This is a genomic window from Embleya sp. NPDC059237, assembly GCF_042754105.1.
GTDB lineage: Bacteria > Actinomycetota > Actinomycetes > Streptomycetales > Streptomycetaceae > Embleya.
Genome location: NZ_JBHZAE010000004.1, coordinates 314,786 through 339,327 on the forward strand (window position 1 = coordinate 314,786; position 24,542 = coordinate 339,327).

At 72.9% G+C, this 24,542-nt stretch carries 24 protein-coding genes; 6 read left to right on the forward strand and 18 right to left on the reverse strand.

What is annotated here, in order from left to right:
* Positions 1-55: 55 nt before the first annotated feature.
* The 3 genes from ACFXKZ_RS15445 to ACFXKZ_RS15455 all read left to right on the forward strand — a co-directional run bounded on the left by ACFXKZ_RS15445 (position 56) and on the right by ACFXKZ_RS15455 (position 1,786).
* Positions 56-760: an HAD family hydrolase gene (locus tag ACFXKZ_RS15445; RefSeq protein ID WP_380000522.1), complete on the forward strand. Its 705-nt coding sequence runs from the start codon at positions 56-58 to the stop codon at positions 758-760.
* Positions 760-1,212, forward strand: coding sequence for an NUDIX hydrolase (locus ACFXKZ_RS15450; protein ID WP_380000524.1), 453 nt, complete (start codon positions 760-762; stop codon positions 1,210-1,212). Before ACFXKZ_RS15445 ends, ACFXKZ_RS15450 begins: the two co-directional genes overlap by 1 nt.
* Positions 1,213-1,486: 274 nt before the next feature.
* Positions 1,487-1,786: a DUF6342 family protein gene (locus ACFXKZ_RS15455; RefSeq protein WP_380000526.1), complete on the forward strand. Its 300-nt coding sequence runs from the start codon at positions 1,487-1,489 to the stop codon at positions 1,784-1,786.
* Between the two features lie 231 nt (positions 1,787-2,017).
* Here the strand turns inward: ACFXKZ_RS15455 and ACFXKZ_RS15460 are convergent, their stop codons facing one another.
* The 13 genes from ACFXKZ_RS15460 to ACFXKZ_RS15520 all read right to left on the reverse strand — a co-directional run bounded on the left by ACFXKZ_RS15460 (position 2,018) and on the right by ACFXKZ_RS15520 (position 15,285).
* Positions 2,018-2,680 carry a sirohydrochlorin chelatase gene (locus ACFXKZ_RS15460; RefSeq protein WP_380000527.1) on the reverse strand — a complete coding sequence of 221 codons (663 nt, stop codon included), beginning with the start codon at positions 2,678-2,680 and terminating at the stop codon, positions 2,018-2,020.
* Between the two features lie 221 nt (positions 2,681-2,901).
* On the reverse strand, positions 2,902-3,252 hold the full coding sequence (locus ACFXKZ_RS15465) for a cation:proton antiporter (RefSeq protein ID WP_380000529.1): 351 nt from the start codon (positions 3,250-3,252) through the stop codon (positions 2,902-2,904).
* On the reverse strand, positions 3,239-3,517 hold the full coding sequence (locus tag ACFXKZ_RS15470; protein WP_380000532.1) for a monovalent cation/H+ antiporter complex subunit F: 279 nt from the start codon (positions 3,515-3,517) through the stop codon (positions 3,239-3,241). The genes ACFXKZ_RS15465 and ACFXKZ_RS15470 overlap by 14 nt, the downstream gene beginning before the upstream one ends.
* A complete protein-coding gene (locus ACFXKZ_RS15475) occupies positions 3,514-4,101 on the reverse strand; it encodes a Na+/H+ antiporter subunit E (protein ID WP_380000534.1) in 588 nt (195 codons plus the stop codon). The genes ACFXKZ_RS15470 and ACFXKZ_RS15475 overlap by 4 nt, the downstream gene beginning before the upstream one ends.
* A complete protein-coding gene (locus ACFXKZ_RS15480; protein WP_380000536.1) occupies positions 4,098-5,669 on the reverse strand; it encodes a Na+/H+ antiporter subunit D in 1,572 nt (523 codons plus the stop codon). Before ACFXKZ_RS15480 ends, ACFXKZ_RS15475 begins: the two co-directional genes overlap by 4 nt.
* Positions 5,666-6,478 carry a Na(+)/H(+) antiporter subunit C gene (locus tag ACFXKZ_RS15485; protein ID WP_380000538.1) on the reverse strand — a complete coding sequence of 271 codons (813 nt, stop codon included), beginning with the start codon at positions 6,476-6,478 and terminating at the stop codon, positions 5,666-5,668. Before ACFXKZ_RS15485 ends, ACFXKZ_RS15480 begins: the two co-directional genes overlap by 4 nt.
* A complete protein-coding gene (locus tag ACFXKZ_RS15490; protein WP_380000540.1) occupies positions 6,475-9,348 on the reverse strand; it encodes a Na+/H+ antiporter subunit A in 2,874 nt (957 codons plus the stop codon). Before ACFXKZ_RS15490 ends, ACFXKZ_RS15485 begins: the two co-directional genes overlap by 4 nt.
* 89 nt (positions 9,349-9,437) lie before the next feature.
* On the reverse strand, positions 9,438-9,794 hold the full coding sequence (locus ACFXKZ_RS15495) for an arsenate reductase family protein (RefSeq protein ID WP_380000542.1): 357 nt from the start codon (positions 9,792-9,794) through the stop codon (positions 9,438-9,440).
* A gap of 211 nt (positions 9,795-10,005) precedes the next feature.
* Complete coding sequence (locus ACFXKZ_RS15500) at positions 10,006-12,543, reverse strand: ABC transporter permease (protein ID WP_380001133.1); 2,538 nt, start codon at positions 12,541-12,543, stop codon at positions 10,006-10,008.
* On the reverse strand, positions 12,543-13,295 hold the full coding sequence (locus tag ACFXKZ_RS15505) for an ABC transporter ATP-binding protein (RefSeq protein WP_380000544.1): 753 nt from the start codon (positions 13,293-13,295) through the stop codon (positions 12,543-12,545). Before ACFXKZ_RS15505 ends, ACFXKZ_RS15500 begins: the two co-directional genes overlap by 1 nt.
* Positions 13,292-13,963 carry an ArsR/SmtB family transcription factor gene (locus ACFXKZ_RS15510; RefSeq protein ID WP_380000546.1) on the reverse strand — a complete coding sequence of 224 codons (672 nt, stop codon included), beginning with the start codon at positions 13,961-13,963 and terminating at the stop codon, positions 13,292-13,294. The genes ACFXKZ_RS15505 and ACFXKZ_RS15510 overlap by 4 nt, the downstream gene beginning before the upstream one ends.
* Positions 13,964-14,090: 127 nt before the next feature.
* Complete coding sequence (locus ACFXKZ_RS15515; protein ID WP_380000548.1) at positions 14,091-14,627, reverse strand: DUF1697 domain-containing protein; 537 nt, start codon at positions 14,625-14,627, stop codon at positions 14,091-14,093.
* Between the two features lie 91 nt (positions 14,628-14,718).
* The gene (locus tag ACFXKZ_RS15520) at positions 14,719-15,285 is read right to left on the reverse strand and encodes a TetR/AcrR family transcriptional regulator (RefSeq protein WP_380000550.1); all 567 of its coding nucleotides are present in this window, start codon (positions 15,283-15,285) and stop codon (positions 14,719-14,721) included.
* A 108-nt stretch (positions 15,286-15,393) separates the two neighbouring features.
* Here ACFXKZ_RS15520 and ACFXKZ_RS15525 point away from each other — a divergent pair, with 108 nt between their 5' ends.
* From ACFXKZ_RS15525 to ACFXKZ_RS15535, 3 genes are all read left to right on the forward strand, one after another.
* Positions 15,394-15,888 (forward strand): FBP domain-containing protein, encoded by a 495-nt coding sequence (locus tag ACFXKZ_RS15525; RefSeq protein WP_380000552.1) that lies wholly within the window; start codon positions 15,394-15,396, stop codon positions 15,886-15,888.
* 107 nt (positions 15,889-15,995) lie between these two features.
* The gene (locus ACFXKZ_RS15530; RefSeq protein ID WP_380000554.1) at positions 15,996-16,835 is read left to right on the forward strand and encodes an NAD(P)H-binding protein; all 840 of its coding nucleotides are present in this window, start codon (positions 15,996-15,998) and stop codon (positions 16,833-16,835) included.
* An 82-nt stretch (positions 16,836-16,917) separates the two neighbouring features.
* A complete protein-coding gene (locus ACFXKZ_RS15535) occupies positions 16,918-17,319 on the forward strand; it encodes a VOC family protein (RefSeq protein ID WP_380000556.1) in 402 nt (133 codons plus the stop codon).
* A gap of 12 nt (positions 17,320-17,331) precedes the next feature.
* Here the strand turns inward: ACFXKZ_RS15535 and ACFXKZ_RS15540 are convergent, their stop codons facing one another.
* The 5 genes from ACFXKZ_RS15540 to ACFXKZ_RS15560 all read right to left on the reverse strand — a co-directional run bounded on the left by ACFXKZ_RS15540 (position 17,332) and on the right by ACFXKZ_RS15560 (position 24,542).
* On the reverse strand, positions 17,332-18,132 hold the full coding sequence (locus ACFXKZ_RS15540) for a glutamate racemase (RefSeq protein ID WP_380000558.1): 801 nt from the start codon (positions 18,130-18,132) through the stop codon (positions 17,332-17,334).
* Positions 18,133-18,261: 129 nt separating this feature from the next.
* Positions 18,262-18,942: a response regulator gene (locus ACFXKZ_RS15545; protein ID WP_380000559.1), complete on the reverse strand. Its 681-nt coding sequence runs from the start codon at positions 18,940-18,942 to the stop codon at positions 18,262-18,264.
* Positions 18,939-20,168 carry a sensor histidine kinase gene (locus ACFXKZ_RS15550; RefSeq protein WP_380000561.1) on the reverse strand — a complete coding sequence of 410 codons (1,230 nt, stop codon included), beginning with the start codon at positions 20,166-20,168 and terminating at the stop codon, positions 18,939-18,941. Before ACFXKZ_RS15550 ends, ACFXKZ_RS15545 begins: the two co-directional genes overlap by 4 nt.
* Before the next feature lie 112 nt (positions 20,169-20,280).
* On the reverse strand, positions 20,281-22,494 hold the full coding sequence (locus tag ACFXKZ_RS15555; RefSeq protein WP_380000563.1) for an MMPL family transporter: 2,214 nt from the start codon (positions 22,492-22,494) through the stop codon (positions 20,281-20,283).
* Between the two features lie 149 nt (positions 22,495-22,643).
* Positions 22,644-24,542, reverse strand: coding sequence for a hypothetical protein (locus ACFXKZ_RS15560; protein ID WP_380000565.1), 1,899 nt, complete (start codon positions 24,540-24,542; stop codon positions 22,644-22,646).

The following is a 24,542-nucleotide window of genomic DNA, read 5'->3' on the forward strand; positions in this document are numbered from 1 at the left end:
TCGGCTCTAGGATGAACGGCGCCGTATCGCCGACCGGACAGAAATGAACCGAACCATGCACACCACAGCGGGCTCCCCTCGTCAGGTCCTGATCTTCGATGCGGACGACACTCTGTGGGAGAACAACATCCTGTTCGAGCGGGTCATCGACAACTACCTCGACTGGGTCGCCCACCCCACCCTGGACCGGACCCAGATCCGGGCGATCCTCAACGACGTGGAGGCCGCGAACGCGATCACCCACGGCTACGGCAGCAAGATGTTCCTGCGCAGCCTGGGCGAAACGCTGGAGCGGCTGTACGCCCGCTCCGCCACCGAGGCGGAGCTGCGGCACATCGACACGTTGGCGGTCGCGCTCCTGGAGGACCGGATGGAACTGGTGCCCGGTGTGGTGGAGACGCTCACCGCGCTCGGCGCCCGGCACGACCTGATGTTGCTCACCAAGGGTGACACCGAGGAGCAACAGCGCAAGATCGACGCCTCCGCGCTGGCCCACCACTTCCGCAGCACGCACATCGTGCCGGAGAAGGGCGTCGACGTGTACGTCGACCTGATGCGCGAGCACGCGCTGGCGCCGGAGACCACCTGGATGATCGGCAACTCCCCCAAATCGGACATCCTGCCGGCGCGCGGCGCGGGCCTGGGCGCGGTGTTCATCCCGAACGCGCACACGTGGGTCCTGGAGCAGAGCGAGTTGGACCCGCACGACGAACGGGTGCTCACCCTGGCCGCGTTCCCCGACCTGCTCCGGCACTTCTGATGGCCGCCGACCGGGCCGCGAACCGGCCCGCCGGGCCCTCGGTGTCCTGCGTCTTCGTCTGCCACGACGGCGCCGGGCGGGTGCTGCTGGCCCGCCGCGCGGCCGCCGCCCGGGACGAGCCCGGCACGTGGGACACCGGCGCCGGCGCGCTGGAGTGGGGCGAGACGTTCGAGGAGGCGGTCACGCGCGAGGTGCGCGAGGAGTACGGCACCGAGCCGCTGTCCATCGAGCCCCTCGGCGCCCGCAACGTCCTGCGCGGCGACCCGATCGCGTCGCACTGGGTCGCGGTCGTCTTCGCGGTCCGCATCGACCCGGAGGGTGCGACCATCGGCGAACCCCACAAATTCGACGCCCTGGCCTGGTTCACCCCCGACACTCCGCCCGCACCGCTGCACTCGCAGTGCGCGGCCACCCTCGACCTCTTCCGCACCCACTCCGCCTCGGCGCGTTGACCGTGCGGCGCCTTCTTCATACGACACGTGTCAATGCGCACCGCTTGACCGAAAAGCGGTTGATATTCAGTAAATAAGCCAATGATGCGGAACCCGATGCCATCAAGCGAACCGCCTGTGTACGTTCGTGCTCGGTCCGGGTGACGTACCGCGTCACCTCGGCCGAGCAAGGCTCTTCACTGGAGGGCGGGCGTGCACGATCGGACCTCGGGCACGGAACAGCGTCGAGGTCCGAGACGAGACACGACCCGCCGGGGAAAAGAGAGGAAGCCTCATGGCGGACATCGATCTCGGACTTGCGTCGGACTGGGAAGAGGGCGACACCCACGGCCGCATCAAGCTGCGGCAGAACCAGGTCTACCCGACCTCGCCCAAGAAGGACGTGCTGATCAGCTCGCCGGTGAGCATCGAGCTGTCGGTGAACACGAACTACTCCACCTCCCAGGAGGCGGACAAGATCTACTTCACGACGTACCACGGCTCCACGAAGAAGATCATCGCGGTCCTCGACTCCGACGGAAACCTGCGCATCGCCGGGAAGCTGATCACGGACCAAAAGGACCTGTCGTACTGACGGGTGACGCGCGTCGACCCCCCGTGCCCGCGACACCGCGCACGACAGGCTACGCGGCACACGGGCACCTCATCGGCATCGGCGGCGCCGCCGTAGGTGAGCCCCGGGGAACGTGAACGGCACCAGGGCGCCCGAGCGCGTCCGAACGACGGTGGGGGTTGGGGGCAAGGGCCCGCCGCCGCTCCCACCGTCGTTCCCGGCCGGCCGGGGTCTCGGGCGCGCTCGCCCGGATCAGGCGGGCTCGGCCGTGCGGACGCGGGGGCGAAAGCCGTCCACGGCCAGGCCGACCCGGGCGGCGAGGATGCCGGCCGCGGTCGCCTTCGACAACAACGGGGCCACGCCCGGCACCGCCGGCAGCACGAACGAGGCGGGGATCGCGACGGTACGGGCCGCGCCGAGCACGCGGCAGCGCTCCAGGGCGCGGCCCAGGTCCGGGTCGCCGCCGATCAGCGCGACCTCCACGATCCGGTGGGTGCCGTACTGCCACACCAGCCGGGCCAGTCGGTACAGTTCCGCGTCCTCGTCCGGTCCCGCCGCGGGCGCGGTGACCAGGATCGCGGCCCGCGCGGGCACCCGCGCCGCCGCCGCGCGCAACCACCCGATCAGCTGTCCGCCGGCACCGAACGGCCGACCGAGCACCACCCGCGGGCGCTCCGCCGCCGGCAGCGCGCGCAGGGTCCGCGTGGTCTCCGCGAGCAGCCCGGCGTCCCGACCCAGCGTCATCGGCACCACGCACACCCGGTCCGCCCCCCGGCCCAGCAGCGCGGACACCGCCCGCTGCGTCTGCCGACCGGCCGCCACCGAGGTCACCTCGGGGCCGAGCAGTCCCGGCAGCGCCGCGCCGTGCGCGCTCTCGTGCCCGCCGACCGCCACCACGGCCACCCGCTCCGCCACGACTCAACCGCCGTTCGGGGCACGATCGCGCCCGGGCCGGCCGGCTGCCTCGCGGGGTTCGGGATTCATCGTGGATTCCTTTCTCGGCCGGCCGCGCTCGGATGGTTGTCTCGTCCCGGGTATCCACCGAACCGGCGCACCAACCCCGGCCATCGGAGTGAAATCCGACCATCAGCCGATCATCCGACCGCGCGGCGCCACGAGCACCGTCCGGATCCGGATCAACCCGCCGGGTCGGGCCGCTCCGCGAGTTCGTCGACGACGAGGTCGCCCGTCGGCAGGTGCGGCAGGCGGTACACCGCGTGGCCCACCAGGTGGGTGGCCACCGGGACCGTGGTCAGTTGGAAGAACGCCACCATCACCAGCATCCCGACGTCGATCCCGCTGCGCAGCCGCAGGCCGAGGCCGAGGGTGACCAGGAGCAGCCCGAGCACCTGCGGCTTGGCCACGGTGTGCATCCGCGACAGGGTGTCCGGGAAGCGCAACACGCCCACCCCCGCGACGAAGGCGAGCGCGCAGCCCGCGAGCAGGCAGCCCACCGCCGCGCCGTCGGCGAACTCACCCGCGCGCACGTCGGCTCCCCTCCCGGGCGGAGAAGCGCACGATCGACACCGAGCCCAGGAAACCGACCAGGCCGAGCGCGAGCAGCACCGGAACGGTGGTGGTGTGCCGGTTCAGCGTCGCTTCGGCGGCGATCGCTGCCAACATCACCGCGAGCAGCATGTCCACCGCCACCGCCCGGTCCAGCGTGGACGGCCCGCGCACCAGCCGGATCAGCGCCATCAGCGCGGCCGAGCCGAGCAGCACGATCACGGTGCCGCCGACGAGTGGATTCATGGGTGCTCCCCGGGAGTTCGGGCGGACAGGGACGGATCCTCCGGGCCGGCGCGGTCCGCGCGGGTCCCGAACGCGCCGACCGCGCGGGCGGCCAATCGCAGCACCGCCCGGCGGGCCGCGGCCACCGCCGCCGGTGTGTCGGCGCCGAGCGCGTGGATGAACAGCGTGGTCGAGCGGCCCCGATCGATCTCGATCACGATGCTGCCGGGCAGTACGTTCAGGGCCAGCACAGTGAGGGTGAGCAACAGGTCGGAGCGGGGCGTAAGTTCCACCGCGAGCACCGAGTTGCGCGGCAACCTGCCCGGCCACAGCGCCTGCCACGCGACACGTAGCGAGGACACCACCAGGTCGAGCCCGAAGCGCAGCACGAAGCGCACCAGCCCCCAGGGCCGGAAGGCGAGCCGATCCCGCGCCGGCGACAGCGGCAACAGGGCAAGCAGGAGCACCGCGGACACCACCCCGGTGAGCACGTTGGCCACGGTCAACGTGCCCCACAGCGCCACCCACACGGCGGTCAGCCACACCACGAGCAGCGGCGAGATGCGCCGCCGGGGGCGCGCCGCGTCGACCCGGGTGGCGTTCATCGGCCTCCGCTGCGGTGCACCCCGCCGGGCAACGGGACGGCGTCGACATAGGCGGAGCGACCCACCAGTTCGGCCCCCGTACGATCGGCCAGCGCGACCAGCGGGCCGGCCCACACGGTGAAGGCCACCCCCACCGCGACCAGCGCGCAGGTCGCCAGTGTCATCGCGCGCGGCAGCACACTGGTGGTCGCCGCGATGTCGCGCCCGCTCAGGCTCGCGCCCGAGGAGTAGGCGGTCGCCCCCGAGTGGTCGGCCGTACCGCCGAACACCTGCCCCCACACCCGGGCCATCGCGTACAGCGTGAGCAGGCTGGTCGCCACCGCCGCGCCGATCAGCACGTACGAGGTGACCGTGCCGAACTCCGCACCCGCGCGCAACAGCAGCCATTTACCTAGGAATCCGGACAGCGGCGGAATCCCGCCCAGGTTCATCGCGGGCACGAAGAACAACACCGCGAGCACGGGCGACATCCGGGCCAGACCGCCGAGCCGGCCCAGGTCGGTGCTTCCGCCGCGCCGCTCGATCAGCCCGGCGACCAGGAACAACGAGGTCTGCACGGTGATGTGGTGGACCGCGTAGAACACCGCCCCGGCCAGACCTGCGGCGCTCGCCAGGGCGATCCCGAACACCATGTAGCCGATGTGGCTGATCAGCGTGAACGACAACAACCGGTTCAGGTCGCGCTGCACGATCGCGCCCAGGATGCCCACGATCATCGTCGCCGCGGCGACCACGAGCAGCAGTTCGCGCACCCGCCCGTCCGGGAACAGCAGCGTCTGCACTCGGATGATCGCGTACACCCCGACCTTGGTCAGCAGCCCGGCGAACACCGCGGTGACCGGCGCGGGCGCGGTCGGGTACGCGTCGGGCAACCACGCGGACAGCGGGAACACCGCCGCCTTGACCCCGAACGCGATCAGCAGCATCGACTCCAGGATCAACCGCACCCCGGGGTCCACCTCGGGCAACCGCACCGCGAGCTGGGCCAGATTGACCGTGCCGGTGGCCGCGTACACCATCGCGATCGCGGCCAGGAACACCAGCGAGGACAGCAGGCCCACCACCACGTAGCCCGCGCCCGCGCGCACCCGCGCGGCGGTGCCGCCGACGGTCAACAACACGTAGCTGGCCGCGAGCAGCACCTCGAAGCCCACGTACAGGTTGAACAGGTCGCCCGCCAGGAACGCGTCGGCCACGCCGGCGACCAGGATCAGGTAGGTGGGGTGGAACACCGACAGCGGCGTGGCCTCGTCCTCGTCCGCACGTCCCTGGCCGATCGAGTAGATCAGCACGCCCAGGGTGACCGCGCAGGAGATCACCAGCATCAGCGCGGAGAGCCGGTCCGCCACCAGCACGATGCCGGTGGGCGCGGGCCAGCCCGCCATCCGCGCCACCACCGGACCGTCCCGGTCGGCCGACACGAGCAGCGCAACGGCCACGCCGAGTACGGCGGTCAACACGCCGACACTGATCACCCGCTGGCCCCGCGGCAGCCGGCCGCCGATGGCCAGCTTGAGGCCCGCGCCGAACAGCGGCAGCAGTACCGGCAGCGCGACCAGGTGATTCATCGGCGCGGCTCGTTCCCGCCCCGGTCCGCCCGGAACGCCGTCGCGCCGTGGCCGGACCCGATCGTGGTCGTCTCGCGCGGAAACTCGGTGTCCGGCACCGCGTCCACCACGCCGTCCGCCCGCGCCACGGCCGCCCGCTCGGCCCGCGCCTGCCGGTTCAACTCGCGCCGCGCGGCCCGGAAGCGGGCGCGCAACTCGCGCTGCTGGACCCGGTGTTCGGACTTGATCCCGCGCAGCCGCAGGCGCAGCTCGGCGCGCCGCTCGCGGGCGATCCGCTGCTCCTCGGGCCGCCCGCCGTGCCCGCGCTCGTCCACGCCGAGCCGCCGGCATTCGGCCGCGTAGTTGGCCCGCGCCTCGACCGCGAGCCTGCGCACCACCGCCCGCCTGGCCGCGGTCTGCTCGCGCAACTCGCGCCGCAGCCGCCGGTGTTCGGCCCGCAGGTCGCCGCGTTCGGCGCGGCGCACCACGCGCAGGTCCTCGGCGTCGTCCTGGATCTCGTCGGTCCCGGTCAACTCCCAGTGCCGGTGCACCATCGACAACACGAACGCGGTCACCGCGAGGGTGATCACGATCGCGGTCAGCACCATCGCCTGGGGCAGCGGGTCGTTCATCCGGCCCGGGAGGGTCACGCCGAGCACCGGCGCGCCACCCGCCCAGCCACCGCCGGAGAGCACGATGAGGTTGGCTCCGTTGCCGATCAGCACCACGCCGAGGAGCACGCGGGTGAGGCTGCGTTCGAGGATCAGGTACACCCCGACGCCCACCAGGACCGCCGCGGTGAGTACCAGGATCAGGGTGGGGCTTTTCATACGATCACCGTCCGTTCGGCATCGGGGTCGCGGGTCTGTTCGATGCGTCGGTCCAACTCCGCGCCCAACGCGCTCAGCACGTCCTGCACGAGGCCGATCACGAGGAGGTAGACGCCGATGTCGAAGAACACCGACGTCGCGATGTGCACGCCGCCGAACACCGGCAGATCGGCGTCGAGCACGGTGCTGCGCAGCGGTGCGCCGCCGACGATCAGGCCGACCAGGGCGGCGCCGGCGGCGACCACCAGGCCGGTGCCGAGCAGCCGCCCGGCGGGCAGCGGCGCGGCTTCGGCCAGTTCGTACCGGCCGCCCGCGAGGTAGCGCACCAGGAGCGCGAGTCCGGCGGTGATGCCGCCCGCGAAGCCGCCGCCCGGCGTGGAGTGGCCGCTGAACAGGAAGTAGAGGGAGAGGATGAGCACGGTCGGGAAGGCCACCCGGGCGACCACCTCGAACAGCACCGTGCGCCGCTCGGGGGCGAGCGTGCGGGCGGCGACCAGGCGGCCGGCCGGCTCGGGTTCGTGGCTCGGATGTGCGTCGTCACCGTCGACGGGCAGCGGCGGCGCGTCGGGCGCGCGGTCGGCGAGTCGGGGCAACTCCCGGGTCCGGCGCACGAAGATCAGGCTGGTCACCCCGATCGCGGCGACCGCGAGCACCGCGATCTCGCCCATCGTGTCCCAGGCCCGGATGTCCACGAGCAGCACGCTGACGATCTCCTTGCCCCCGGCCTCCTTGGCCGCGGCGGCGAACGCCTCGGACACCGGGGGCCGCGTCCGCGCGGCGAACGCCGATACCGCGACGCTCGCGAGCACGCCCCCGGTCAGCACCGCAATTACGATGTGCACGGCGCGGCGCACGGGTCGGGTGGTATTTCGGAAGCGGCTGGGCAGTCGGCGCAGGACCAGCAGGAACACCACCAGACTGACCGTCTCCACCAGGCCCTGGGTGAGCGCGAGGTCGGGGGCGCCCTGGAGGACGAACAACGTCGCGCAGCCGTAGCCGGTGACGCCGACGAGCAGCACGGTGGGCAGCCTGCCCCGGGTGCCGGCGGCGATCAGCGCGGCGGCCACGACCAGGAGGGCGACCACGACCTGGGCGGCGGAGTCCCACCAGCGTGGCGTGTCCGGGAAGGGCAGCGGGAGTCGGCCGAGCGCGGCGGCGGCGGTGATCGCGATCAGGCTGAGCAGGATCACCCCGACGTACACCGGCATCGACCCGCGCTGGGTGGTACCGGTCAGCTGCAACGCGCCCCGATCGACGCCGCGCACCAGCAGGTCGTACAACCGCGAGGGCTCGACTCGCGCGGTGGCCAGTTGTACCCGCACCACCGGCTCGCGGGCCAGGAAGAGCACGATGCCCAGGCAGACGGCGGCGGTGGACAGGTTCAGCGCGATGCCGGGGCCGTGCCACAGGGCCAGGTGATAGTCGGTGCCGCCGGGCGGGAACAGGTCGGCGTACGAGGAGATCCAGTGGTCGAGCGCGGGCGCGGCCAGGCCGAGCCCGAGGCAACTCGCGCCGAGCAGCAGGGCCGGGGCCAGGAGCAGTCCCCCCAGGGGCGCGCACGTGGTGGTGGGCACGCCGTGCTTGCGGGCGAAGGCGCCCCACACGAAGCGCAGGCTGTAGCCGGCGGTCAGCGCCGATCCGGCGACCAGGACGCCGAGCACGACGGTGTCGGCCCGGCCCCGGTGCAGGAAAGCCTCGTACACCGCCTCCTTGGCGACGAACCCGGCCGTCGGCGGCAGTCCGGCCATGGACAGCGCGGCGACCACCGCGACCAGGCACGTGACCGGCATGGCGCGGGCCAGGCCGGACAGTCGGCGCAGGTCGCGGGTGCCGGCACCGTGGTCGATGATGCCGACCACGAGGAACAGACAGGCCTTGAACAGGGCGTGCGCGACCAGTATCGCGATGCCGGCGAGCGCCGCGTCCCGGGTGCCGGCGCCGGTGACCACGGTGAGCAGGCCGAGTTGGCTGACCGTGCCGTAGGCGAGGACACGTTTCAGGTCGTTCTCGCGCAGCGCGCGCCACCCGGCCAGGAGCAGCGTGGCGCAGCCGGTGATCAGCACGATCGGCCGCCAGGGCGCGAGTTCGGCGAAGCCGGGGGCGAGCCGGGCGATCAGGTACACGCCGGCCTTGACCATCGCGGCGGCGTGCAGGTAGGCGCTGACCGGGGTGGGCGCCGCCATGGCGGCGGGCAGCCAGGATCCGAACGGCACGATCGCCGACTTGGCCAGCGCGCCGACCAGGATCAGCACGATCGAGGTGGTCACGAGCGTGCCGCCGGGCGGATCGGCCAAGATCTCGGAGAGCCGGTAGGTGCCGGCTCGTTCGCCGAGCAGGATCAGCCCGACCAGCATCGCCAGGCCGCCGAAGGTGGTGATGGTCAGCGCCTGCATCGCGGCCCGGCGCGAGCCCCGGTGTTCGCTGCGGTGGCCGATCAGGAGGTAGGAGAAGACCGTGGTCAACTCCCAGAACACGTACAGCAGGATCAGGTCGTCGGTGGTGACGAGCCCGATCATCGCGCCGGCGAAGGCGACCAGGACCCCGGCGAAGGCACCGAGCCCGGGCTCGTCGTCGTCGAAGTAGCGCGCGCAATAGACGAGGACGAGTACGCCCACGCCCGCCGCGAGGAACACCATCAGCAGCGCCAGGGCGTCACACCGGAAGGCCAGCGCGACGCCTTGCTGGGGAATCCACGCCCGCGACTCGACCAGGGCGTGGCCGTCGAAGACCGGGCCGGCCTGGGCGAGGGCCCAGCCGGTGGTCGCGACCGGCAGCGCGGCGAGCACCACGAAGGCGTTGCGCCCGAGGCGGCGAACCAGCCATGGAGCGATCGCCGCGACCACGAAGTACGAGGCCACCGAGAGGATCATGACGCTACGTTAGGACGTGACTACCCTAAATCACCTCAAATCGGACACATGTCTCCCGATTTTCCCCTCTCCCCGACGAGCACCCGCCCTCACCCGAGAGCCGAGCGCACCGCCTCGGGGCTGCGTCCCACCACCGCGTGACCGTCGTCGGCCGTGATGATCGGCCGCTGGATCAACACCGGATGCGCTGCCAACGCCGCGACCCAGCGTGCCCGATCCCCGGCATCCCGCCCCCAGTCGGCGATGCCGAGTTCCGCGGCGACCGCCTCCCCGAGGCGGGTGAGGTCCCAGGGCTCCAGCCCCAGGCGCCCGAGCACCGCCTCGATCTCCGCCGCGGACGGCGGCTCCTCCAGGTACCGCCGCACGGTGTAGGCGGCGCCTTCCGCGTCCAACAGATCCACGGCGGCCCGACACTTCGAACACGCCGGATTGAGCCAAATCTCCACGCCGCCGCCTCCCGACCCGACCGACAAGACCCGCCATTCAACCCCACCCCGCCCCCCGACGGCGAACGGCCGGAGCCGCGTTCGAAACCCCGTGGGAATCGGGGACGCGGAGGGGCGGGCCCGAGGCGTTCGACCGTTCCGACTCCCCCACCACACGACGCCGGCCGGGCCACCCGAGGCCCGGCCGGCGTTCCCCCCGTCCATGCGGCGATCAGTCGCGCAGCCCCATCGTGTCCGCCGGGTTTCCGCGCAGTGCGACCCGCGCCGGCACCACCGTCGACACCAGCGCCAACACCGCCGCCACGACCACCACGGTCGCGTAGGTCACCGGCGGCGCGTACGGCGACGCGCTCTTGGTCATGCCCATGCTGTACGCGGTCAGCGTCGCGTAGGCGACCAGCGAGCCAAGCCCCGCGGCAAGCAGCACCACCGCCCCGGTCTCCCAGCGCAACATCCGCATCACCTGTCGGCGCGTGGTGCCCACCAGTTGCAGCAGCGCGAACTCGCGCCGCCGGGCCGAGGTGGCCATCACCAGCGTGTTCACCACGGCGATCCCGGTGAACGCGATGATCAGCCCCATCGCGACATAGTTGACCTGGGCCTGGGTGCCGGCCTGGTCCCGCCGGGCCTGTTCGACCTCGCCGCGGTCGAGCACCCGGACCCCGGGGAAGTCGGCCATCGCGCGCCGCAGCGGCTCCCGGGACAACGCGGGTGTCCCGGAGATCAGCACCGCCGCGGCGGCCGGCCGGTCCACGTGCGCCGCCGTCACCGCGTACGGCAGGGTCAGGTCGCCGAAGCCGAGGCCGCGTTCGTAGACCGCGACCACCTTGAGCGTGACCACCACGCCGTCGCCCATGGTGACCTTCAGGTCGTCGCCGATCCCCACCCCCTTGGTCTTGGCGGCCAGGTCGCTCACCGCGACCGTGGTGTCGGTCATCGCCGTCAACGAACCGGACTTCGTCTTCGGGTCGAGCGTGCGCTCCAGGCCCTTGGGCGTGACGCCCTGGGCGGGGAACTTGTCCTGGCCGGCCCGCACGAGCGTGTGCAGTACCTCGGTAACCACCTCGACCCCGGGCACCGCACGCGCCGCCTCGGCCGCCCGGCCGGGCACACCGGGGCCGGCGGCCAGCGTGTACGACGCCAACGTGCCCGCCTTCGCCTGCTCCTGCGCGGCGTGGCTCGCGGTGGTCTGGGTGAACAGGATGGTCGAGGCCATCGCCACCGCCAGGCTCAGCGGGGTGACCACGGCGGCCACCCGCTCGGCCGCGGCCCGGGCGTTGCGCGCGGCCAGGAAGCCGCTCACCGGCGACAGGCGCCCGACCACCGCGCCGAACACGGCGGTCGCCGCGCGGGCCACGATCGGACCGAGCAGCGCGATCGCGACGGCGGCCAGGATCACCGTGAGGAACGTGACGGGGGTTGACTTGGGCTCGGTGTCCAACCCGCTGAGCACCAGGAGCAGCACGGCGTAGCCCGCCGCCGCGATCAGTCCGCCGATCAGTCTCCCGACGCCCACCCGGGGCCGTTCGATCGCCGCGTCGGCCAGGGCCTCGGTGGGCCGCACCCGCGCCGCGCGCCGAACCGACACGCGGGCCGCGGTCCAGGCCGCGACCAGGGTCAGCAGTGCCGCGCCGATCAGCGGGAAGGGGCTGAGCCTCAGTTCCAGCGTATCCGGCATCGCGCCGAACGCCACGAATCGCCCGTGCAGCCAACGGGCCAGGCCGAGTCCGGCGAACGCGCCGAGCGCGCCCGCGAGCAGGCCGACCACCAGCGCCTCGCGACCCACCATGCGCCGGATCTGCCGGGGCGTCGCCCCGATCGCGCGCAGCAGCGCGATCTCGCGCCGACGTTGTTGGATGGACAGCGCGAACGTGCCCACCACAACCAGGACGGCCACCAGGAGCGAGGTGCCGCCGAGCGCGCCGCCGAGGCTGATCAGGGTGACTCGGGCCTTGGCCGCCGCCGGAAACTCGGCCGGGCCACGATCGGTACCGGTCCGTACCTGCGCGCCGATCCCCGCGAGGGCCGTCTTCGCGGCCTTGCGCACGGTGCCCGGGTCCGCGCCGGGGGCGGGGAACAGGCCCACCGCCGCGACCTGTCCGGGGTGTCCGGCCAGCCGTCGGGCGTCCTCGGCGCCGAAGAACACGGTGGCCTGCCGGGCCAGTGCGTCCCGACCGGGCGGCGTCGCGACGCCCACCACACGGTAGGCGCCGGGGGCCGATCCGGCCTGCACGGTGACCGTGCCGCCGACCTCGACCCGGGCCCGCCGGGCCAGGTCCGCGTCCAGCACGATCTCGCCGGCCGCCGCCGGGGCGCGTCCCGCGCGCAGTCCGAACGGGGTCAGCCGCGCCGACTCCCACGCGTGCCCCCACGCGTTGTCGTCGGTGTCCAGGGCCCGGCCGCCGGCGGTGAGCACGTGGGCGGAGAAGGTCAGTTCGGGCACCACCTCCACGCCGGGGATCGTGCGCAGCCGGTCCACGGCGGCGTCGTCCAGCCAGGCATGCTCGGTCAGCGGCTTGGACTTGACCTTGGTCTTGCCCTTCTTGTGCTTGGTCCAGTGCAGGTTCTGGTCGGCGGTGACCACGGTGTCGGTGGCGGCGTAGCGTTCGACGCGGATGTCCCCGCGCAGGCCGGTCTCCAGGAGCGCGCCGCACGCGGTGACCAGGGCGGCGGCGCAGACCAGCGCGACGAACGCGCCGACGAAGCCGCCTTTTCGGGCGCGCAGCGTACGCAGGGCGAGGAAGAGCATCAGGCGGCCCACGCGCCCAGATGGGTCATCCGGTCCGCGATCTGCTCGGCGCTCGCGCCGGCGAGCCGGTCGGTGATCCGGCCGTCGGCGAGGAACAGCACATCGTCGGCGTAGGAGGCGGCGACCGGGTCGTGGGTGACCATCACCACGGTCTGCCCCATCGTGTCCACCGTGTCGCGGAGCAGGACCAGCACCTCCTTGGCGGTGACCGTGTCCAGCGCGCCGGTGGGTTCGTCGGCGAAGACCACCTCGGGCCGGGTGACCAGCGCGCGGGCGATCGCGACGCGCTGCTGCTGGCCGCCGGACAACTCGGCGGGGCGGTGTTCGGTACGCCCGGCCAAGCCCACCCGCCGGACGATCTCGGCGAGCCAGTCGCGGTCCGCCTTGCGGCCGGCCAGGCGCAGCGGCAGCGTGATGTTCTCCAGCACGGTCAGCGAGGGCATCAGGTTGAACGCCTGGAAGACGAAGCCGATGCGCTCGCGGCGCAGTTCGGTCAGGCCGGTCTCGTTCAGCCCGGACAGGTCGGTCTCGCCGAGCCGCACGGTGCCGCTGGTCGGCCGGTCCAGGCCGGCCGCGCATTGCAGGAACGTGCTCTTCCCGGAGCCGGAGGGGCCCATGACCGCGGTGAAGGCGCCGCGGGGGATGCCGACGGTGACGTCGCTCAGCGCGGTGACGGCGGCGGTGCCCTTGCCGTGCACGCGTCCGACTCCGATCAGGGACACGGCTTCGGGTATCTGTTCGTGGGAACTCATGGTGCGGCGTCGCCCTTGTCTCGGGTGTCGGGGGTCGTGGTGGTGCGCGCCGTGTCGGGCTCGCCGGTCCCGGGTGTGTCCGTCCCGGGCAGGTTCGTTCCCGCTCCGGTCGCCGGGGACCGGTACGTGAAGAACCGGGTCTGCACCGCCCGTGCCCCGTCGGGCAGTGGGCCGGTGCGCTTGTATCGGTTCAGGAGGGCGATGTACTCCTCGAAGAACTCGCCCAGTTCGGCCTGGGTGACGTGGATCGTGCCGCGCGAATACGGCATGTCCATCTCCTCGTCGGCCTCGGGTGCGGTATTCGCGTCGAGGAAGTCTTGGAGGTCGGCCGCGAAGACCAGGCGGGTCATCTCGTCGACCACCGGGCGGACCTCGGCGCTCTGCGCGCTGCGCGGCGGGAACCGCAGGTCCCGACGCACCGCGCGCCACCACCGCTCCCGGCCGTGTGCCTCGGGGTCGTCGAAGTCCTCCACGAAGCCGTGTCGGGCCAGTTCCCGGAGGTGGTAGCTGGTCGCGCCGGTGTTCAGGTCCAGCGAGCGGGCCAGCGTCGCGGAGGTGGCCGGACCGTCCACCTCCAGATGTCGCATGATCCGTTGCCGCCGGGGATGGGCGAGTGCCTTCAGCGCTTCGAGTTCGGTGACCTCGCGGCGTTCCGGCATCTCTCCCATGCGTGCACATTAATCTGTGCACACAAAATTGTGCAATGCTTTCGGACGGCTCCGCGTCATCCGGACGACACCGCGTTTTCCGGCCGGCCCGGTGCCCGGGGCGGCCGGTTCGAGTCGCCGGTCCGGCTCAGGTCGCCGGTTCCAGCAGCGCGAGCAGTTTGATCACCGTGTTCCAGTTGCGCACGGTCGCCCCGTCGCCGAGCCGGCGGGACAGGATCGGGGTCAGCCGCGCCTTGCCGAGGCCGTCCGGGAAGTACATGTACAACTCGCGCCCGCCGGCGCTGAACTCCTCCGGCGCGTAGTCGGCCGGATCGACCCCGACCAGCACCGCCGGGTCGAACGGCGCGCGCAGGAACGCCACCGCGAGCTTCGCCGGATCGCGCACCTCCAGCGGATTGGCCGCCACCACCGCCCGCCACTCCGCGTCGCTGCGCACCATCACGTCCACCGCGAACCCGAACTCGGCGGCCAGTCCCGCCTCGATCGTCGCCACGAGTTCGTCGGTCGGCCGCTCGGCGGTCGCGAAGACCGCGTTCCCGCTCTGCAGCAGCGTGCGCACCTCGGTGAAGCCGAGTCCGGTCAGCACCCGGCGCAGGTCCGCCATCGGCACCCTGCGGTGTCCGCCCACGTTGATCCCGCGCAACAGCGCCACGTACCTCGTCACCACACGCCTCCCTCGAACCCGGTGCCGCCCGGCCGGCGACCCGCCGCCGGGCACCATGATCGAACCGCGCGCCGGCCGCTGCGGCAAGCGCTCAGTCGGGCCACCGCTCCAGCGCCGCGTGCAGCGCCTGCACGGCCCGCTCGAAGGACTCCCCCGGCGGGCGCACGTGGCCGAACCCGCCGTTGGCCTCCAGGACCGCGAAGCCGTGGAACGTGCTGCGCAACAGCCGCCCCGCGTCGGTCAGATCCGGTTCCTCCAGGCCGTAGGCGCGCAACATCGCGTAGGTGTAGTCGACGTTGCGCCGATGGCCGTCGGAGCACGCGAGCAGGGCCGGATCGATCCGCGCCTGGGTGGCCGCGTAGCGACCGGGGTGCTCCAGCGCGAAGTCGCGGTACGCCCGGGCGAACGCCGTCAGCGCGTCCCGGCCGGCCCGGCCCGCCACCGCCACCCCGATGCGATCGGCCAGCTCGGCGGCGGCCAGCAGGGCGATCCCCACGCGCAGCTCCTGGAGGTTGCGCACATGGGAGTACAGGCTCGCGTCCTTCACCCCGAAGCCGCGCGCCAGCGCGGTCAGGGTGATGTTCTCGAAGCCGACCTCGTCGGCCAGATCCGCGGCTGCCCTGGTCACCCGTTCCGCGGTCAGTCCCTTGCGCGCCAACCCGCCCCCTCCGTCGAGGCGCCGATCATCGCACCCCGGTGTTTTTCCCACTTCCTAGTCCCTCTAGGTTCTTGCCTAGACTACACAGGCACTGTTAGTTTCCGCCGCATGAACCCACTGACCGAGCAGGACATCCGCACGTCGTTCGTCAACTGTTCCAAGGGCGAGGCGCAACGCCTGCCGATGCCCCGTGACCTGGCCGAACGCCCATGGGCCGAGCTGGACTTCCTGGGCTGGGGCGATCCGGGCGCACCGGATCGCACCTATCTGGTGACCGAACACGCCGGCGACCTCGTCGGCGTCACCCTGCGCTTCCCCGCCCAGCGGCGTGGCTACCTGCACCGCAGCATGTGCTCGCTGTGTCTGACCACACACCCGGGCAGCGGCGTCTCGCTGATGACCGCGCGCCGCACCGGCCGCGCGGGCCGCGACGGCAACTCCGTCGGCGTGTACATGTGCACCGACCTGGCCTGCTCGCTCTACGTCCGCGGCCTGAAGAAGCCGGCCCCCGGCGGCCGGTTCGAGGAATCGCTGACCGTGCCCGAGCAGATCGAGCGCACGAAGGGCAACCTGTCCGCGTTCTTGGCCAAGGTCCTGGAATAAGCCGCGCCGCACCCGGGCTTGACCTCTCGTCCGCGTCGGTCGCGCGAGCGTCCGACGGCGGAGGGCGGCACCTCCCCCTCCGCCCGACGGCACGAAAGGGACGATGCATGATTCTGGTAACGGGGGCGACCGGCAACGTCGGCCGCCATGTGGTGGCCGAACTGCTCGCCGCGGGAGCCGAGGTACGGGCGCTGGTCCGGCGTCCCGAAACCGCCGACCTGCCCCCCGGCGTCGAGGTGGTCGCCGGCGATCTGGCCGATCCGGCCGGCCTCGCCGCGGCGCTGACCGGGGTCGAATCGGTGTTCCTGGTCTGGCCCTTCCTCACCGCCGAGGGCGCGCCGGAGGTGCTGGCGGCGGTCACCGAGCACACCGACCGTGTCGTCTACCTCTCCTCGTCGCGGGTACGCGACGCGCTCGCCGGGCGGGACGACCCGATCGGCGCCCTGCACGCCGATCTGGAGCGCACGATCACCGGCTCCGATGCGACGTGGACCTTCCTGCGTGCCGAGACGATCGCGAGCAACACGCTGGGCTGGGCGGGGCAGATCCGCGAGACGGGCGTCGTGCACGGGCCCGACCTGCCCGCCAAGCCGGTGGTGCATCCGGGGGACATCGCCGCGGTGGCGGTCCGGGTGCTGACCGAGGACGGCCACGCGGGCGCCGGCTACGTACTGACCGGCCCGGACGTGCTCGGGCGGGCCGACCAGGTGGCCCTGATCGGCGCGGCGATCGGCCGTCCGCTGCGCTTCGAGCCGGTCCCACCGGCCGTCGCCCGGGCCCGGATGCTCGCCGACGGTCGCCCGCCGGCGCTGGTGGACGCGCTGCTGGCGGGCGCCGACGCCCCGCCGCAGCCGGCCGTGCTCACCACCACGGTGCAGGACCTCACCGGCACACCGCCGCGCGGCTTCCGGGACTGGGCGAAGGAGCACGCCGCCGACTTCGCCTGAGACCGCCGGGCGCCCGCCCCACACCGTCGCGGGCGCCCGTCCGCTCCCGGCCGGCCGGCGGGCGCCCGCTAGCCTCACCGCCATGATCGACATCGACACGCACATCCGTATCGCCCGCCCCTCCCTCGACCTCGCCGCCGCCGAGCGGTTCTACGTCGAGGGATTGGGCCTGAGCGTCCTGTGGCGCACCACCGAGCAGGTCCCCGGCGAGCACGACCTGGTGATGGTCGGACTGCCCGGGGGCCACTGGCACTTCGAACTCACCCGGGACCCGGAAAACCCGCTGCCACCGACACCGACCGTCGACGACCTGTTCGTGCTCTACCTGGGCGGCCCGATCGACCCCGAGCTGGTGGACCGGCTGATCGCGACGGGCGGCACCCGCACCGCCGCGCACAACCCCTACTGGGACAGGTTCGGCGTCACCGTCACCGACCCGGACGGCTACCCGCTGGTGCTGTGCACCCGCACCTGGAACGCCTGAGCGGCGGCCGGCTCAGGCGGATCCGGCGCCGATCCCGGTGGACGCCTCCAGCGGGCGGCGACCGGCGAGGGCCCGGCCGAGCGGGTACGCCAGCGCGTTCGGCGGGAGCGCGCCGGGGCGCCCGCTGAGCACCACCTCGATGCCGCCCGGAGTCGCCCCGGCATCCTCGCTCAGCCCCAGCCGGCGCAACGTCTGCCGCGCGACCGCCTCGGCGCTGTCGTACAGCACCACCTCGGCAGGCAGCGCGGCGGCGATCCGCTCGGCGACCAGCGGGTAGTGCGTACAGCCCAGGACCACGCCCGCGCAGTGGGCGGGCGTGCGGCGCGCCGCGTCGGCGAGCGCCACCGCGATGGCCGGCTCGTCGGCCCGGTCGATCGCCTCGGCCAGGCCCGGACAGGCGATCCGGACCACGGTGTGTCCGGCGGCGAACTCCTCGATCAGCCGGGCCTGGTAGGCACTCGCGGTGGTCGCCGCGGTGGCCCAGACCGCGAACGGCGCGCCGGCCGCGGCGGCCGGCTTGATCGCGGGCACCGTGCCCACCACCGGCACGGCGGGTTCGTGTCGGGCGCGCAGCGTGTCGAGCGCGGTGACGGTGGCCGTGTTGCACGGCACCACCATGCCGTCGACGCCGCGCGTGACGGCCAGTTCACCGGCGGCCAGCACCCGTTCGGTGATCACCGCCTCGCTCCGGTCGCCCCAGGGCATGTGATCGGGGTCCATGCACAACAACAGGTCCAGATCGGGCCGCAACCGCCGCAACCACCCGGCTGTCGGCAGCAACCCCGTCCCGGAATCGATCAACGCCACACGCATGCGCTCCAACCTAGCCTCCCGCGCCCGCCCACGCCCACGAGGGGCACATCCATGGGCGTGGTGTACGCCGCCGTCCGGCAGGGCCCGCGGGCGTACCGATGTGCACCTGGGACACGACACCCACCGTCCTCACAGGCCGGGGGGTTCGGGGCGCACCAGGCCGCTCTGGTAGGCGATGACGACGAGTTGGGCGCGGTCGCGCGCGCCGAGTTTGGTCATGGCGCGTTGGATGTGGGTGCGGACGGTCAGCACGCTCAGCACCAGCTCCGCGGCGATCCGGTCGTTGGACTTGCCGTGCGCCGCCAGGACGGTGACCTCCTGTTCGCGGGGTGTCAGGTCGGCGAGGCGTTCGGCCGGGGCCAGCGGCGGTCCGGAGGCGGGGGTGGTGAGGAAGCGGGTGATCAGTGCCTGGGTGGCGCCCGGGGACAGCAGCGCCTCGCCACCGGCGACGGTTCGGATGCCGTCGAGGAGCGCGTCCGTAGTGACGTATTTGCCGAGGAAACCGCTGGCCCCGACCCGTAGCGCCCGGGCGACGTATTCCTCGGTCTCGAACATGGTCAGGATCAGTACGCGCGTGCCGGCGAGGTCGGGGTCCGCGCAGATCGCGGCGGTGGCGGCGAGGCCGTCGGTGCCGGGCATGCGGATGTCCATCAGGACGACGTCGGGCCGGTGGGCGCGGGCCGCCGCCACCGCCTGCCCGCCGTCGGCGGCCTCGCCGACCACCTCCATGTCGGCGCAGGAGTCGATCAGGAGCCGGAAGGTGCCGCGCAGCAGGGCCTGGTCGTCGGCGAGCAGGACACGGATGGTCAACGGGTTTCCTCGTGTCGTCGTCCGGCCGGGGTGTCCGCCGGGGTGCGGGGCTGAAAGGGGAGGGCCGCCGCGACCTCGAAGCCGCCCTCGGGTCGGGGGCCGGCGCGCAGGTCGCCACCGACGGAGTGGGCGCGTTCGCGCATCCCCATCAGTCCGTATCCGCCGCCGGGCACCGGCGGCACGGGCCCGCCGTCGGTGGTGCCGTCGTTGGTGACGGTGATGAACAGGCGCGCGTCGTCGTAGCGGAGCCGGACCCGGGCCGCGTGGTCCGACGCGTGTTTCGTGGCGTTGGTCAGGGCCTCCTGGATGATCCGGTAGGCGGTCAGGTCCACGCCCGGGGACAGCGGTCGGGCCTGTCCTTCGGTGTCGACGGTGACCGTCAGACCGGCCGACGCGCAGGCCGCGACCAGCGTCGGAAGGCGGTCCAGGCCCGGCGCGGGCTCCAGCGGATCGGCGTCCGGATCGGCGGTGCGGCGCAACACGCCCACCGTGACGCGCAGTTCCAGGAGCGCGGCGGTGGTGGTGCCGACCAGGTCGGTCAGGATCTTCCGGGTCTGCTCCGGGTGGGTGTCGGCGAGGTGGGCGGCGGTGCCGGCCTGGGCGTGCGCGACGGCCATGTGGTGGGCGACGGCGTCGTGCAGTTCGCGGGCGATGCGCATCCGTTCCTCGGCGACGCGAAGCCGGGCCTCCTCCTCGCGGGTGCGCTCGGCATGCGCGGCGCGGGCCTGCACCGACTCGACGTAGGCGCGCCGCAACCGGCTCCAACTGCCCAGGGACACCGGCAGCAGCAGCCACAGGACCGTGCCCACGGTCCGCAGCGTGAAGTCGTCGCCGATCGGCGCGCCGGCCAGCGAGGTGGCCAGGAGCACGGTCATGGTCGCCGAGCCGTAGCAGCCGACGGTCCGCGAATCGGTGAGCGCGGCGAGCCAGTACAGGGCGGTCATCACGGGGGCCAGCAGCAGGGGGCTGGGCAGGTAGCCCAGCGCGGTCAGCACGGCGGCCGCGGCGGCGGTGACCACGAGGGCGGCTCGCGGCCGGCTGCGGGAGCCCACCACGGCCACCCCGGACAGCAGCAGGATCCAGGCGGGCCACAGGGCGTGCGGCGGCGCGGACTCGGATGTACTGATCCGGGCCCCGAAGACCGTGCACACGCAGGACGCCACCGCAGTCAGCACGTCCGCGACCCGGGCGTGGCGTTGCGCGTACCGTTCGAGGTTGCCGGTCATCATGCTCTCCGTGAGGGGGCGTGCCGAGGTCCATCGTCGCCGATGACGGCGCGGGCGGGCCCCGCGGACCGCCCGAGAGGGCGTGCTCGGGCGGAATCCGCGGGCGGCGGCGTCACACGCGCGCCTGGACCGGCCCGTCCGGATCCGGGTGCGGGTTGTGCGAGCGCGCGTGATCGAGCGCCGCGCCCTCCACGTCGACGCGGGGCAGGACCCGACCCAGCCACGTCGGCAACCACCAGGCCCGGTCGCCGAGCAGGGCCAGCACCGCGGGCACGATGGCCATCCGGACCACGAAGGCGTCGAACAGCACCGCGGCGGCCAGACCGAACCCGAGCATCTTGATCAGCGACCCGTCCTCCCCGATGAATCCGGAGAAGACCGCGACCATGATCAGCGCGGCGGCGGTCACCACCCGGGAGCTGTGCCGGAACCCGGACACGACGGCTTGATGGGCGCCTTCCCCGTGGGTGTACGCCTCCCGCATCCGCGAGACCAGGAACACCTCGTAGTCCATGGCCAGTCCGAAGACGATGCCCATCATGAAGATCGGCATCAGGCTCATGATCGGCCCGGTCTGCTCCACGCCGAACAGGTCCGCGGCGTGTCCCTTCTGGAAGACCAGCACCAGTACACCCAGCGCCGCCAGCACCGACAGCACGAAGCCCAGCGCCGCCTTGACCGGTACCAGCACGGACCGAAAGACCACGAGCAGCAGGACCACCGCCAGGGCGCCCACCACCGCGAGGTACGGCACCAGCGCGGACTGCACCTTGGCCGCGACGTCGATGTTCAGCGCGGTCGTACCGGTGACCTCGAACGTCGCCGACGCCTGCCGCTCCACGGCCGGACGGTTGCGGCGGATCGTCTCCACCAGGTCCTTGGTCTTCTCGTCCGTGGGGCTGGTCGACGGGGTGGCCCGGAAGACCGCCGTGTCGCCGGCCTCGTTGAAGCGGGCCGGCGCGACCGACACGATGCCGTCGGTACGGGCGATCCGGTCGCCGACGGCGCGCACCGCGGCCTGCGGGTCGGGCGCTCCCTTCGCGTCCACGACGATGGTCAGCGGGCCGTTGAAGCCCGGGCCGAAGCCCTCGGCGAGCGCGTCGTAGGCACGCCGCTCGGTGGTCGCGGTGGACTTGGCCTCGTCGCCCGGCATGCCGAGGCGCAGCGACGCCATCGGCACGGCGAGCGCGATCAGGCCCACCACGCCGAGCACCAGCACCGCCACGGGACGGCGCAGTACGAAACGCGCCCAGCGGGTGCCGAGGTTGTCCCGCCCGGCGGCCGGGCCGCCGCGCGCGCGGCCCTTGCGTACCCGGCGGGCGAGCACCGCGTTCGGCCAAAAGCCGAGCAGCGCGGGCACGACGGTCAACGCGACCAGCACGGCGACCGCGACGGCTCCGGCGGCGGCCAGGCCCATCTTCGTCAGCGTCGGAATCCCCACCACCGACAGCCCGGCGAGCGCGATGATCACGGTGACCCCGGCGAACACGACCGCCGATCCGGCGGTACCCACGGCCACCCCGGCCGCCTCGTGCGGCGCCCGCCCGCGCCCACGCTCCTCCCGATAGCGCGAGACCACGAACAGGGCGTAGTCGATGCCCACCGCCAGGCCCAGCATCATCCCGAGGGTGAGCGTGTCCGAGGACAGGCCCAAAGGGCCCGCGAGGAGCAGGATCGCGAACAGGCTCACGGCGACCCCCACGATCGCGGTCAGCAGCGGCAGGCCCGCGGCGGCCAACGACCCGAAAGTGAACAGCAGTACGATCGCCGCCGCCGAGAGGCCGACCAGCTCCGCGCTCCCGCCGGGGCCGCCGCCGGCGTCCATCGCCGATCCGCCGGTCTCCACCGTCAGGCCCGCCGAACGGGCCCGGTCCGCCGCCTTGTTCACCGCCGTACGGGCGGCGTCGGTGACGTCGTCGGCCTCCACCTTGTAGGTGACGGTCGCATACGCGGTCGCACCGTCCTTGCTCACCGCCTGCGACGCGAACGGGTCCGCGACACCGGCCACCTGCGGGCCTTCGCCCAGCGCCCTCACCGCCTGTTCGACGGCCTTGCGCAGGTCGCCGTCGGTCACCGTGTGCCCGCCCGGGGCCACGAAGACGATCCGGGCGGTGGCGCCGTCCGCGGCGGTTCCGGGAAAACGCTGCTCCATCAGATCGAACGCCTTTTGCGACTCGATCCCCGGCATCGAGAACTCCTCGTCCGAGGGCCCCGACGCCTGCGCGGCGCCCACCGCGACCACGACCAGCACCCCCAGCCACACCAAGAGCACCCGACCGCGCCGCCGAAAGGCCGCGAGGCCGAGCCGATACAGAAAAGTCGCCACGTCAGGGTCTCCCTATCCACGAGCGATGACCCTTCGAGCCTCGTTCGGGACGACCCCTCGCGTCGTCATGCGGCTACGGACACCGCGACCTACCGAAACCGCACGACCGTCCACCGCAATCGCAGTAGTCGCGCAGGTCGGCGGCCCCTTCAGCCGACCCAAAACACCGGCCCGCGCGGGGAGAACGGCAGCCGGGCGCCGGCCGGGACCAGGAAGGCGTGTTCGCGCCGGATCCGCAACACGTCGCAGTGCCCGTCGGTGATCACCAGGATCGGCCCGTCGGGCGGGAAGTCGGCGGCGCCCTCCAGGAGTCGGATCCCCGGTTGCAGAACCGTGCCGCCGCGCCCGCGCACCTTGGCCCGCTGCGCGATGTCCTCGACCGGCAGGTAGCCGGCGTCGTAGGCGGCGGCGTCGCAGTACACGACCCGCGCGGCCGGTACGTCCCGGGCGCTCGCGTAGGAGGCGATCGCGCCCAGGGCCTTGCCGAGCAGGGTGGTGTCCATCGATCCGGAGGTGTCCAGGACCACGCCGAACGTACACAGCCGGTCGACGTCCTCCGGCCGCACCCGCCCGGGCCGGGGGATGTCGGGGGTGGCGGCCTGGCGGCGGCCCGCCCGGGCGTAGGTGCGCACGGTCTCGGGCCGGCGTACGTGTTCGTCGAACCAGCGGGCCAGCCGCACGTCCCAGGCCGGCGGCGGCTGTTCCAGTGTGCGGATCTCCTCGACAAGACCGGCGGGCAACAGGCCGCGCCCGACGTCGTGGTAGGCGAGACCGGCGGTCAGCGCGCGCCGATAGAAGGCGTCCAGGTCAACCGAGGAGACCCGGGGTCCGGGCCGCGCGGGCAGCGGTCCGGGGGTGCCGCGCCGACTGGACCGCCGCGCCGCCGCGGCCGGTTCGGAGAGCCATTCGCCCAGCATGTCGCCGTGCTCGCGGGAGCCGGGGGTGCGCAGTTTGCGGGCCCGGCGCAGGTCGGTGGTCAGCGTGTCGTACACGGATTCCGCGGACAGTCCCGTCAGTCGCGCGTCGTAGAGCAAGCCGCCGGGCATCACCCCGACGCCCATCTCCACCAGCCACCCGTTGATCACGTAGTCGCAGGCCACGTTGAACAGGTGCGCGTCGCGGTGCTCGCGCCGCCGATCGTGCCGCAGTGCGGCGTGCAACATCTCGTGCGCAAGCACGAACTGCCATTCCTCCACCGAGAGTTGCACGTGCGGGTTGACGTAGATCTCGCCGTGCTCGGCGCTGACCGCGGCGATCGAGATGCCCCACGAGCGGGCCAGTTCGGCGTCGGCGACCACGGTGAGGCCGGCGGCGAGGGCGCCCAGGAGCGGGTAGGAGGAGACGAACCAGGACAACGCGCGGTCCCAGGGGCCCCGGGTGCGGGCCCGCCCCGCGACGCCGACCTGCTCGCCCGGTTCGGCCATTGCGGATTCCAACGAGGTGGCGACCATCTCGACCAGTCCGCGCGCCATCACCGCGGGCCAGTCGCGCGGCGCCGGGGCGTCGCGGGTCGGCGGCGGTTCGCGGCGCAGACAGGGCGAGGTGCCGTTGGTCCCGAGCCGGCGCAGCGCCTCGGGCACACCCTCGAGGCGCCAGCGTTGGGTGAGTTCGCGTTCGTCGCCGTCGGGCAGTCGGGGCAACTCCGTCAGGGGGGTGCCGATGCCCAGGCCGTCGGCGAAGCGGTGCACCGCGACGCAGCACGCGGTGTTGTAGGCGTCGTCGATCACGGCGGCGGGATGGCCGAGGCCGGCCTCGGCGAGGGTGTGCCCGTCGAGGTGGCCGAGCGCCAGGTGCAGCAGCAGATGGGTGTAGGCCCGTTCCCACAGCAGCGGTGGCACGTAGCGGTGCCGGTCCACGGTCAGCGTGCCGCGCTCGCCGATGTGGCCCAGCGCGCCCGGGCCGAGGGTGTCGTAGTCGTGCCGCACCAGGTGGGCGAGGTAGGCGATCGGCGCCACGTCGGTCGCCGACCAGCCGGCTTCGCGCGCCGCCACGACCTTGTCCGCGTGGTTGACGGCCGGCTTCTTCCCACCGGCCCGACGGGCGGCCAT